The organism is Rhodococcus sp. 06-221-2 (genome assembly GCF_002258365.1).
GTDB classification, from domain to species: domain Bacteria; phylum Actinomycetota; class Actinomycetes; order Mycobacteriales; family Mycobacteriaceae; genus Rhodococcoides; species Rhodococcoides fascians.
The window spans coordinates 35,768-47,161 of record NZ_NOYJ01000002.1 but is presented as its reverse complement, the minus strand read 5'-3'; the positions used below and the strand labels follow the sequence as shown (position 1 = coordinate 47,161).

The following is an 11,394-nucleotide window of genomic DNA, read 5'->3' as shown; positions in this document are numbered from 1 at the left end:
CACGCAAAACGCTCGGCTGGAAAACTCCAGCCGAGCGTTTACGTGATCTACTGACAGGCATCTGACCATCAGGTGTTGCGAGGACCCCTAGAATCCGCCATTCGGTGAGCGGCCCTTCGTTTTGTGCTGTGAGGGAACTACTCCGCTGCGGGTGCCTGCTCGGCGATCTGCTGACGGACGACGTCCATGTCGAGTGCCTTGATCTGGCCGACGAGGTCTTCGAGCGCCGGAGCGGGCAATGCGCCGGGCTGGGCGTAGACCAGGATGCCCTCGCGGAAGGCCATGATCGTCGGGATCGACTGGATCTGCGCGGCAGCGGCCAAGCCCTGTTCGGCTTCGGTGTCGACCTTGGCGTGCACGATGTCCGGGTGCGCGTCGGAAGACTTCTCGAACGTCGGCGCGAACTGGCGGCACGGACCGCACCAAGAGGCCCAGAAGTCGACCAATACCACGTCGTTGCTGGTGACGATCTCGTCGAAATTCTGCTGAGTCAAAGTCTGAGTGGCCACGCGTACCCTTTCGATTGATTGCGCTTCTTGTTCGTCTCAACGCAGAGGTTCTCCGGAATCTTCCCGGACCCACTCCTCTCCGTGGTCCGTCACACGGGTTGCGGCGCGGCCCGGAATGTTCGGCGGTACGAGTTGGGCGTCGTGCAGCGAAGTCTGACGAAATGCTGGCGCAGGGCTGCGGCATTGCCGAAACCAACGACTTCGGCTATCGAATCCATGGGCAGGTCGGAGTTTTCGAGGAGCTGCTGCGCAGCCAGTACGCGTTGGTCGTTGAGCCACCGCGCGGGCGTCGTGCCGGTCTCGGCGGCGAACTTCCGGGCGAATGTGCGAGCCGACATGTTCACCCGCGCCGCCAGTCGGCCGATCGTGAGTTCCGAATCGAGGTTCTCGGTCATCCAATCGAGCAACGGTGCCAACGTTTCGGTTCGAATCGCCGGTAGTGGACTGGTGACGAACTGCGCCTGGCCGCCGTCACGGTGTGGCGGAACGACCATTCTGCGCGCGATTCCGTTGGCCACGACACTGCCTTGGTATTTGCGGACGATGTGCAGGCACAGGTCGATACCGGCCGCCGTGCCCGCACTGGTCAGTACATTCCCGTCGTCCACGTAGAGAACGTTCGGATCGACCTGGGCCAACGGGTATTTCGCGGCCAGGGAGGCCGAGTGTCGCCAATGGGTCGTACACCGCCTGCCGTCGAGCAGGCCCGCCGCGCCGAGTACGAACGCGCCGTTGCACAGGCTGGCGACCAGCGCGCCTCGGTCCACCGCCGCACGGAGTTTGTCGAGTAGTGGCTCGATCGAGGGGCTGTACTTACTGCCGCACACGTAGCTTCCGTCGTCGGCCGATTCGGTGCCGCCGGCCGGAACGATGATCAGATCGGCGCTGTCGAGCCGGTCGAGATCGTGGGGCACATCGATCGTGTAACCCACCCGGGTGCGAATCGTGTCGGGGACCCCGGCGATCAACGAGAAGTCGTAGGTGGGCAGTCCCTCGTCGGAGCGGTCGAATCCGAACACCTCGCAGGCCACGCCGAGCTCGAACTGCTCGGTCAACGGCAGCAGTACTGCGACCACCTTCTTTAGCATGACAGCAGTATGGCAGAAAATCGACGATACATGTCGTTACTGCCACTCGTGTTGGGTCGGCGCAGGTAGGACGCTGGTGGCATGACAATTGTACTGGTGGTTGTGTTGATGTTTCTCGCCCTCGATGCGTGGGTCGCTGTCGGCCGCACGCCGGATACACACGCGGAGGTGACCCAGTTCGGAGACTTCCGGTTCTGACAGGCCCGGCGGTCAGCCGATGCGCCATTCGCACTTGTTGTCGCCGTCCCACCGACGCAAGGCAACGGCAGAGCCGATCAGGTCGTCCAGGTGCGGGCACAGCAGGCGCGTCGCGGCACCGGCTTCGTCGGGTGTCAACCGCCGGGCCAGCGTCACGTGCGGCGTCCAATGCCCGATGGCGACGTTGTCGAACGAGCCCGGGCCTACGGCGGCATGCATCCGAGCATGCAGGTCGAGCAGTTCGACGCTCGGCACGACCAAACGGGCCAGGGTGGCGGTCCGGCCACCGAATACGACGAGGCCGCCGAGACGAACATCGAACGGGTCGAAACGCACGGCCGTACCGGAATCGACGGACGCGGGCATGGACGACGCCACCGAGACGGTGATGTGCGGGCGATTCGACTCGCCCCGATGACGGTTCTGGCTCGGCAGGCCGGCATCGGAGAGTGCCGCCCACTCGCGGCGAACCGCAGTATCGAGCCCCGAGTCGAGGAGGAGTTCGGCGGACTGCACCATGTAGTCATGATGGCGCAGACGGACGGACGAGATGCACCGACTTTACGAATTGGGGCCATGACCGGCGACGGTATCGGTCACGAGATCGTCCCTGCGACGATCCGGGTGGTGGACGCAGCTCTGGCCGCTGTGCACGGTCCCGTCGTCGACTGGCAGCACTTGCCGCTGGGGTTGGGTGCTCTCGACGAGCACGGAACGCCGATGCCCGAGCACACGTTGAACGAGCTCGGCAGGCTCGAGGCGTGGATTCTCGGGCCTCACGACAGCGCGTCGTACCCTGAGCCGTTCCGATCTCAGCTGACTCCTGGCGGACGAATTCGCAAGCATTTCGATCTGTTCGCCAACATCCGTCCGGCCAAGGCACTTCCTGGAGTGCGCGCGATGTCGCCGCAGATGGACCTGGTGGTGGTGCGGGAGAACACCGAGGGCTTCTACGCCGACCGCAACATGTTCGTCGGCAGTGGCGAGTTCATGCCCACGCCCGATGTAGCGCTCGCGGTGGGAGTGTTCACCCGTTCGGCGTGCGAACGCATCGCTCGTGAGGCCTTCTCGCTCGCAGACCGGCGGCGGAAGAAAGTGACGATCGTGCACAAGACCAACGTGCTGTCGTTGACGACGGGGTTGTTTCGCGATGCCTGCCGGTCCGTCGGCGAGGAGTTTTCGCAGGTAGACGTCACCGAAGAGCACGTGGACGCCCTCGCGGCGCATCTGGTTCGACGCGGTGAGGACTACGACGTCATCGTGGCCGAGAACATGTTCGGGGACATCCTCTCCGACCTGACCGGAGAGCTGTCCGGGTCACTCGGCACGGCACCGTCGATCAACTCTTCGCGTACCCAGGCCATGGCGCAGGCCTCCCATGGATCCGCCCCGGATATCGCAGGCAGGAATCGCGCCAACCCGACGGCACTGTTCCTGTCGGCCGCGATGCTGCTCGAGTGGCTCGACGATCGGCACGGGGACGTACGGCTCGCCGCCGCAGCCGGCCGGATTCGGCACGCCGTAGACGACACCGTCGAATCCGGGGTCGCGACAGCAGACCTCGGCGGTCAGGCGTCGACCAGCACCTTCACCGAGACCGTCGAAGCCAGGGTGCACCGGCGCTGATCGACTACGGACTCACCGCGGTTTTCGACTACTGAAGATCGCGGTGCCGGGAAACAGCTGGCCGCGCAGTGGGCTCCACTGACCCCACTCGCGGTCGAGCCACTCCGGCCAATCCGGTTCGACGATGTCGCGAACCTCGAGACCTGCGGCGACCAGCTCGCGCACGCGATCACCGATCGTGCGGTGATGCTCGACGTAGTTGGGGGTCCCGTCGGCGTCGTACTCGACGTACGGGGTTCGATCGAAGTACGGAATCGTCGCGGTCAGGCCGCCCACCCCGGGATCGTCGGGGAACACCCAGCGCATCGGATGGTTGACCGCGAACACCCAGATGCCGCCCGGCCGCAGTACCCGCGCCACTTCCTTCATCACGTTGGCGGAGTCCGCGACGAACGGAACCGCACCGAAGGCCGAGCACACGATGTCGAACCGCTCGTCGGCGAACGGTAGGGACTCGGCACTGGCCTGCACCAGCGGAACCGTCGACCCGCCCGCGGTCATCGCGTCGACGCCGCGCTGCAACATGCCCATCGAGATGTCGAGGCCGATGGCGCGCGCCCCCTGAGTCCCGAGCCAGCGGGCGCAGGGTGCGCTGCCGCAGCCCACCTCGAGAATGTCCTTGCCCGCGACGTCACCCAGCAGATGCACGTCGCCCTCGTGCAGTCCCTCCGGGCACCAGACGAACTCTCCGGATTCGGTCGACGCGCCCAGAAACGCGCCGTGCGTACGGTGATAATTGTCGGCATCCGAATCCCACCAGGTTCGACTCGCGCGGTCACTCGCGACCGAATCGATTCGGCCGCGGCCGGGGGTGGACGACGGTGCGGAAGGATCGGTCACACGCCGACTCTAACCGGGTTTGTGCTGGTACTGCGGCATCGCGTACCCTGATCAACGCGAGTGTGTTCATGCTGCGCCCAGGTCGGGTTCGCCCGGCGTCGACGCGTGCGGAGCCGGAAACGGATCCGCGGAAGATGCTCGTGCTGCACACGTTTCACAAGTCCGACCGAACATCCATCAACCGATACCCAACCCGTCCGGAGCAACTCAACACATGCCCTCAACCACAACCTCACCGCAGGTAGCCGTCAACGATATCGGCTCCGCAGAGGATTTTCTCGCCGCCATCGACGCCACGATCAAGTACTTCAACGATGGTGACATCGTCGAGGGCACCATCGTCAAGGTCGATCGTGACGAGGTTCTACTCGACATCGGTTACAAGACCGAAGGCGTCATCCCTTCCCGCGAGCTCTCCATCAAGCACGATGTCGACCCCAACGAGGTCGTCTCCGTGGGAGATGAGATCGAAGCACTCGTCCTCACCAAGGAGGACAAGGAAGGCCGTCTGATCCTGTCCAAGAAGCGAGCTCAGTACGAGCGCGCTTGGGGCACGATCGAGGAGCTCAAGGAGAAGGACGAGGCCGTCAAGGGCACCGTCATCGAGGTCGTCAAGGGTGGACTCATCCTCGACATCGGTCTCCGTGGCTTCCTCCCCGCCTCGCTCGTCGAGATGCGTCGCGTCCGCGACCTCCAGCCGTACGTCGGCAAGGAGATCGAGGCCAAGATCATCGAGCTCGACAAGAACCGCAACAACGTGGTCCTGTCGCGTCGCGCATGGCTCGAGCAGACCCAGTCCGAGGTCCGCAGCGAGTTCCTGCACCAGCTGCAGAAGGGCCAGGTCCGCAAGGGCGTCGTGTCCTCCATCGTCAACTTCGGTGCCTTCGTGGACCTGGGTGGCGTCGACGGCCTGGTGCACGTCTCCGAGCTGTCCTGGAAGCACATCGATCACCCGTCCGAGGTTGTCGAGGTCGGCACCGAGGTCACCGTCGAGGTTCTCGACGTCGACCTGGACCGCGAGCGTGTGTCGCTGTCGCTCAAGGCAACGCAGGAAGATCCGTGGCGCCAGTTCGCTCGCACCCACGCGATCGGCCAGATCGTGCCCGGCAAGGTCACCAAGCTCGTTCCGTTCGGTGCGTTCGTGCGCGTCGAAGAGGGCATCGAGGGCCTCGTGCACATCTCCGAGTTGGCCGAGCGCCACGTGGAGGTTCCGGACCAGGTCGTGGGTGTCGGCGACGACGCACTCGTCAAGGTCATCGACATCGATCTCGAGCGTCGCCGGATTTCGTTGAGCCTCAAGCAGGCCAACGAGGACTACGCAGAAGAGTTCGATCCGTCCAAGTACGGCATGGCCGACTCGTACGACGAGGGTGGCAACTACATCTTCCCCGAGGGCTTCGACTCCGAGACCAACGAATGGCTCGAAGGTTACGAGAAGCAGCGTGAAGAGTGGGAAGGTCGCTACGCCGAGGCCGAGCGTCGCCACAAGATGCACACCGCTCAGATGGAGAAGACGGCCAAGGACGAAGCTGCCGAAGCCGCCAACACCAACTACTCCTCCGAGTCGGGTCAGGCTCCCGCCGATGCAGAAGGCGATGCTCCCGCAGCGTCGGCTCCCGCCTCGACCGGTGGATCGCTGGCCAGCGATGCGCAGCTCGCTGCACTTCGCGAGAAGCTGTCGGGCAACGCCTGATAGAAGTAGTCCACCCGTGAGGGTGTGACCTCGGCCCCGGTTCTCCCTGTGAGAACCGGGGCTTTCTCGTTCGAATACGCAAGTGCAACGGGAACGACAATGGACCCGGTTCTGGTGAACCGGGTCCAAGGTTGAGGGGGAGTGCGAACTACGCGGCGGTGGCTGGACTCCACTGGCCGACGCTCGCCGTGCGCTTACGCATCGTGGCAAAGCTGTGGCGGGCAGGGGTCAGGAGGTTGGTGAACCAGTTACGCCGGTGGTCGGCCAGCGCCGAGGCTACTTCTGGAATGAGAATGCAGTGAACGCCTGCATCCATGCCGAGGCGGTGCCGACCCGGTTGGATCTGATTGCTTTGCATGGGTGTCCTTTTCGCTGGCGGTGGGTCGGCACATCGAGGTCGCGCTCGTCGAAGATAACCGACAGGCTCGCAAAACCGGTGCATTTGGGGCTGGTGGGCTTCGGCGTGTTCGAGTGTCAGACTGGACGCATGCTGAGACTGGGACTGACCGGCGGAATTGGTGCCGGCAAATCGACCGTGGCGAAAGTGCTGACCGAACTCGGGGGAGTGCTCGTCGACTCGGACGTACTTGCCCGCGAAGTGGTGGAGCCGGGAACGCCTGGGCTGCAACAACTGACGGACACCTTCGGTACCGAGATACTGGCACCCGACGGGTCACTCGATCGGCCGGCCTTGGCCGCCAAGGCTTTCGGCGACGAGGAGTCGCGAAAGAAGCTTAATGCCATCGTGCATCCATTGGTCGGACAGCGCACTACCGAGATCATCGAGGGTGCGGCTGCGGATGCCGTGGTGGTGCAAGATATTCCACTTCTCGTCGAAGGCTCGATGGCTCCGTTCTTCCATCTGGTCGTCGTCGTCTGGGTCGACGCCGAGGAACGAGTACGTCGGCTGACCGGCCAACGAAACATGCCCGAGGCCGATGCCCGCGCGCGCATCGCCGCGCAGGCGACCGACGATGCGCGCCGAGCTGCGGCAGATGTGTGGATAGACAACACGGGTGCGCCCGGTAGCGTCGACGATCAGGTACGAAACTTGTGGAACGAGCGCGTGATTCCCTTCGAGCGCAACCTCAGAGAGGGCATTGTCGCCCGGACGCATCCGGAACTCGTGACTGCAGACCCGGCCTGGGAATCCCAGGCGCGGCGAATGATCGCGCGCCTTGCTCTCGCGTGTGGGGACAAGGCTGTGCGGATCGACCACGTCGGATCGACGGCGGTACCCGGACTCGACGCCAAGGACGTGCTCGACATCCAGATCACGGTCCGCTCGCTGGCCGACGCAGATTCGGTCGGCGAACAGTTGCGCGTCGCCGGGTTCCCCGGCGTCGAGTCCAGTGACTTCGACGATCCGAAGCCCGCGTACGGAGAGGGTGGTGAGGCCGATCCGGCCGTGTGGGGCAAGCGTTTTCACGGCAACGCAGACCCCGGGCGACCGGCCAACGTCCATGTTCGAGTCGACGGTTGGCCGAACCAGACGTTCGCGTTGTTGTTCCGCGACTGGCTCCGGGCGGACGCGGCTGTCGCGACGGAATACGCCGCTATCAAGCGGCGTGCGTCAGAAGCCGCCGCCGGAATCGCCGAATATCAACCGGCGATCGATGCCTACGTAGACGCGAAGGCACCGTGGTTCGACGTGGCGTATCGGCGGGCGTGGCAGTGGGCGGAGGAGACGAACTGGACTGCCTGAGGCAGAACTGCGCGTCAGGCCGGTTTGCCGTTCCATTCCGTCGGCATTCCGATCGACGCGAGCCAGGCGTTCAGGTCGTAATCGTGCCGCGTCAGTCCTTCGATGGCCGCGATCGATCGGGACAGCGCCCGCTCGGCCGTCGGGGTGTCCAGATGCTGCGCCACGCGCGCGTCGAACAGCTCGTCGACGTCCAGCAGGTCGTAGTCGCGGCCGGTGCGAACACTGAGGTCGAGATAGTGATCGACCGAGGTCCATCGGCTGGCCCCGGCCGTGTACTCGCCGATGTCGACGTAGTAGTCCTGGTCTCTTGCGTGCGCGGGCAGGTAATGGAACACCGAGGCCCGGAGCCCGAGAGCAGGCAGTAGCCAGGACTCCAGGTAGTCGAAGTGGGCATGGTCGGAAGGCCGGGCCATGTACAGCCCCCACGGCTCGACCCGGTATTCGTCGACCACGCGAACGAACCCCTTGGGGTCGACGTTGGTCTTCGCGACCAGGTCGAACGTTTCGTGTTTCGGGGCATGAACGACGGTGTGCGCACCGGCTGACGTGTGAGCGACCATGCCTGTAGAAGCTACCGGGAACAGACCTCCGAGGTCTCTCCGACGGAACTTGTCGGTGGTCGCGTCTACGCTTGTGTAATGGCGTTTGCATCCGAACATCCCGTTGTCGCGCACTCCGAACACCGTCCGGTGGGAGCGATCGAGCGCACCGGACCGGCGTTCGAGGTCGTCAGCGAACACGTTCCGGCCGGTGACCAGCCGACCGCCATCGCCGAACTCGAACGTCGGATCAAGGCGGACGAGAAGGACGTCGTGCTTCTCGGTGCCACCGGTACCGGTAAGTCGGCCACCACCGCCTGGCTGATCGAGAAACTGCAGCGCCCCACCCTGGTGATGGCACCGAACAAGACGCTCGCAGCGCAGTTGGCGAACGAGCTGCGAGACATGTTGCCCAACAACGCAGTCGAGTACTTCGTGTCGTACTACGACTACTACCAGCCCGAGGCGTACATCGCGCAGACCGATACTTACATCGAAAAGGACTCGTCCATCAACGACGACGTCGAGCGTCTGCGGCACTCAGCGACGGCATCCCTGCTCTCTCGCCGAGACGTGGTCGTGGTGGCGTCGGTGTCGTGCATCTACGGTCTCGGTACCCCGCAGTCGTACGTCGATCGGTCGATCGAGCTCGAGGTCAACGTCGAGGTCCAGCGCGATGCGCTGCTCCGGCTTCTGGTCGACGTGCAGTACACGCGCAACGACATGGCGTTCACCCGCGGATCGTTCCGAGTCCGCGGCGATACCGTGGAGATCATTCCGTCGTACGAGGAGCTCGCTATTCGCATCGAGTTCTTCGGTGACGAGATCGAGGCGCTGTACTACCTGCATCCGCTGACGGGCGACATCGTTCGCCAAGTCGATTCGGTACGCATCTTCCCGGCCACCCATTACGTCGCCGGACCGGAGCGCATGGAACGGGCGGTCAAGGACATCGAGGCCGAGCTCGAGGCGCGCCTGGCGGAGCTCGAAGGCAAGGGAAAGCTGCTCGAGGCGCAGCGGCTTCGGATGCGCACGCAATACGACCTGGAAATGATCAAGCAGGTCGGCTTCTGCTCCGGCATCGAGAACTACTCGCGGCACATAGACGGTCGCGGGGCCGGCACCGCACCCGCGACATTGATCGACTACTTCCCCGAGGACTTCCTACTCGTCATCGACGAATCCCACGTCACCGTCCCGCAGATCGGCGCGATGTACGAGGGCGACATGTCGCGCAAGCGGAACCTGGTCGATTTCGGGTTCCGGTTGCCGTCTGCGACGGACAACCGGCCGCTGACGTGGGAAGAGTTCACACAGAGGATCGGCCAGACCGTCTACCTGTCCGCTACTCCCGGCAAGTACGAACTGGGGCAGACCGGCGGCGAATTCGTCGAGCAGGTCATTCGTCCTACCGGCCTCGTCGATCCGAAGGTCGTCATCAAACCGACCAAGGGGCAGATCGACGACCTCGTGCACCAAATTCGCGAGCGTGCCGAGAAGGACGAACGAGTTCTCGTCACCACATTGACCAAGAAGATGTCGGAGGACCTGACCGACTATCTGCTCGAGCTGGGCATCCGCGTCCGGTACCTGCACTCCGACATCGATACGTTGCGCCGAGTCGAGCTGCTGCGGCAGCTTCGGCTGGGTGAGTACGACGTCCTGGTCGGCATCAACCTCCTCCGGGAGGGGCTCGACCTTCCCGAGGTGTCATTGGTCGCCATTCTCGACGCGGACAAGGAGGGATTCCTCCGCAGCGGCACCAGCCTCATTCAGACGATCGGCCGCGCCGCTCGAAACGTCTCCGGTGAAGTGCACATGTACGCCGACAAGATGACCGACTCCATGACGTACGCGATCGAAGAGACCGAACGTCGGCGCGAGAAGCAGATCGCCTACAACAAGGAGCGGGGAGTCGATCCGCAACCGCTGCGCAAGAAGATCGCCGACATTCTCGATCAGGTGTATCAGGAAGCAGAGGACACCGACACGGCCGTCGAAGTGGGTGGCTCGGGTCGGAACGCCAGCCGTGGTCGGCGAGCGCAGGGCGAAGCAGGCAGGTCGGTCAGCTCCGGCGTGTACGAGGGGCAGGATGTCTCGTCGATGCCGCGCGCCGAGTTGGCGGACCTGATCAAGAACATGACCGATCAGATGATGAACGCTGCCCGCGAGTTGAAGTTCGAGCTGGCCGGTCGACTGCGCGACGAGATCCAGGACCTGAAGAAGGAGCTCCGGGGCATGGACGCGGCCGGCCTCAAGTAGGTCGGGCGGGTGGTGCGAGTCGAGCCTGCGGAACGATCCGAAATGGTTCGGTTACGGTTCAGTGATGGACGCAACCACCGCCGGCCGCACCTCTCGTGCACTCGAACTGATCCACTCGATGACCTACTTCCTGCCGGAGACGCAGGACGCTCTCGTTGCTGCTGGGTTACCGCCACGGGCCTGCTATTTTGCCGGTCGTGCAGCACCTCTCGGGCCGGTCGGTGCAGGTGTCGTGACAGCCACGTTCTACAACTTCAACCGCGATCTGATCAGCCCGCTGGTTCCGGCAGCCTGGGCCATCGCCTCTCCCGACGAGATCATGGCAATCCGTTACGCCACACTCGACACCGCATTCGAGCGTCTGTTGGGCTCCGAGACGTTGGCGTCCCCGGATATGGCCGAAGCTGCCGACCTCGCATCGATCGCTGCGCGTGGAATCCCAGGAGACGACGGTCGGCCGCTGTACGCCGCCTACGCCGAACTCGACTGGCCGCAAGCGCCGCACCTCGTGTTGTGGCACGCTCTCACCCTGATCCGCGAATACCGCGGCGACGGCCACATTGCCGCGCTGCAGACGGCGGGGTTGAACGGCCTGGACGCGCTGATCACCCACACCGCCACCGGGTACGGCTTCGAGAAGGAATTCGCGCGCAAGCGTCGTGGATGGTCGACCGAGCAGTGGAACGAAGCCGTGGCGTCCTTGGCCGATCGTGAATTGGTGACGGCCGACGGCGCTTTGACTCAGGACGGCAAAGATCTCCGCACGTTGGTCGAGGACATCACCAACGACCTCGCCGTCGCGCCGTGGGCCGCCCTCGGCGAGGACGGTGCAGCTCGGCTGGTTTCGCTCGCGACGCCGTGGCGTGAGTCGATCGTCGGCCAGGGCACCATTCCCGAGGGCGTCTTCGGGCCAGCGATCAAAAAGAAGTAGGCC

Annotated in this window: 11 protein-coding genes; 5 read left to right on the top strand and 6 right to left on the bottom strand. The window is 64.2% G+C overall.

The window, feature by feature from the left end; genetic code table 11:
• Positions 1-137: 137 nt before the first annotated feature.
• From trxA to CH281_RS00195, 3 genes are all read right to left on the bottom strand, one after another.
• Entirely contained in the window at positions 138-509 is a 372-nt protein-coding gene (trxA, locus tag CH281_RS00205) for a thioredoxin (protein WP_027497260.1), read from the bottom strand.
• Between the two features lie 89 nt (positions 510-598).
• Positions 599-1,597 (bottom strand): helix-turn-helix domain-containing protein, encoded by a 999-nt coding sequence (locus CH281_RS00200; RefSeq protein ID WP_032365530.1) that lies wholly within the window; start codon positions 1,595-1,597, stop codon positions 599-601.
• A 210-nt stretch (positions 1,598-1,807) separates the two neighbouring features.
• A complete protein-coding gene (locus tag CH281_RS00195; RefSeq protein WP_027497258.1) occupies positions 1,808-2,314 on the bottom strand; it encodes a 2'-5' RNA ligase family protein in 507 nt (168 codons plus the stop codon).
• A 9-nt stretch (positions 2,315-2,323) separates the two neighbouring features.
• Here CH281_RS00195 and CH281_RS00190 point away from each other — a divergent pair, with 9 nt between their 5' ends.
• A complete protein-coding gene (locus CH281_RS00190) occupies positions 2,324-3,421 on the top strand; it encodes an isocitrate/isopropylmalate dehydrogenase family protein (RefSeq protein WP_094692595.1) in 1,098 nt (365 codons plus the stop codon).
• 12 nt (positions 3,422-3,433) lie between these two features.
• Here the strand turns inward: CH281_RS00190 and CH281_RS00185 are convergent, their stop codons facing one another.
• Positions 3,434-4,261, bottom strand: coding sequence for a class I SAM-dependent methyltransferase (locus tag CH281_RS00185; RefSeq protein ID WP_032382851.1), 828 nt, complete (start codon positions 4,259-4,261; stop codon positions 3,434-3,436).
• Between the two features lie 214 nt (positions 4,262-4,475).
• Here CH281_RS00185 and rpsA point away from each other — a divergent pair, with 214 nt between their 5' ends.
• Entirely contained in the window at positions 4,476-5,954 is a 1,479-nt protein-coding gene (rpsA, locus tag CH281_RS00180) for a 30S ribosomal protein S1 (protein WP_027497255.1), read from the top strand.
• A gap of 148 nt (positions 5,955-6,102) precedes the next feature.
• Here rpsA and CH281_RS00175 read toward each other — a convergent pair whose 3' ends face one another.
• Positions 6,103-6,312, bottom strand: a complete 210-nt coding sequence (locus tag CH281_RS00175) for a hypothetical protein (RefSeq protein ID WP_027497254.1) — start codon at positions 6,310-6,312, stop codon at positions 6,103-6,105.
• Positions 6,313-6,441: 129 nt separating this feature from the next.
• Between CH281_RS00175 and coaE the strand changes: the two genes are divergently transcribed.
• Positions 6,442-7,659 carry a dephospho-CoA kinase gene (gene coaE / locus CH281_RS00170; protein ID WP_094692593.1) on the top strand — a complete coding sequence of 406 codons (1,218 nt, stop codon included), beginning with the start codon at positions 6,442-6,444 and terminating at the stop codon, positions 7,657-7,659.
• A gap of 14 nt (positions 7,660-7,673) precedes the next feature.
• On the opposite strand, the gene CH281_RS00165 is transcribed toward coaE, so the two are convergent.
• The gene (locus CH281_RS00165; RefSeq protein WP_094621181.1) at positions 7,674-8,219 is read right to left on the bottom strand and encodes a DUF402 domain-containing protein; all 546 of its coding nucleotides are present in this window, start codon (positions 8,217-8,219) and stop codon (positions 7,674-7,676) included.
• A gap of 78 nt (positions 8,220-8,297) precedes the next feature.
• Between CH281_RS00165 and uvrB the strand changes: the two genes are divergently transcribed.
• Positions 8,298-10,460 (top strand): excinuclease ABC subunit UvrB, encoded by a 2,163-nt coding sequence (uvrB, locus tag CH281_RS00160; protein ID WP_027497251.1) that lies wholly within the window; start codon positions 8,298-8,300, stop codon positions 10,458-10,460.
• Between the two features lie 64 nt (positions 10,461-10,524).
• Positions 10,525-11,391 carry an SCO6745 family protein gene (locus CH281_RS00155; RefSeq protein ID WP_057473437.1) on the top strand — a complete coding sequence of 289 codons (867 nt, stop codon included), beginning with the start codon at positions 10,525-10,527 and terminating at the stop codon, positions 11,389-11,391.
• The last annotated feature ends 3 nt before the right edge of the window (positions 11,392-11,394 follow it).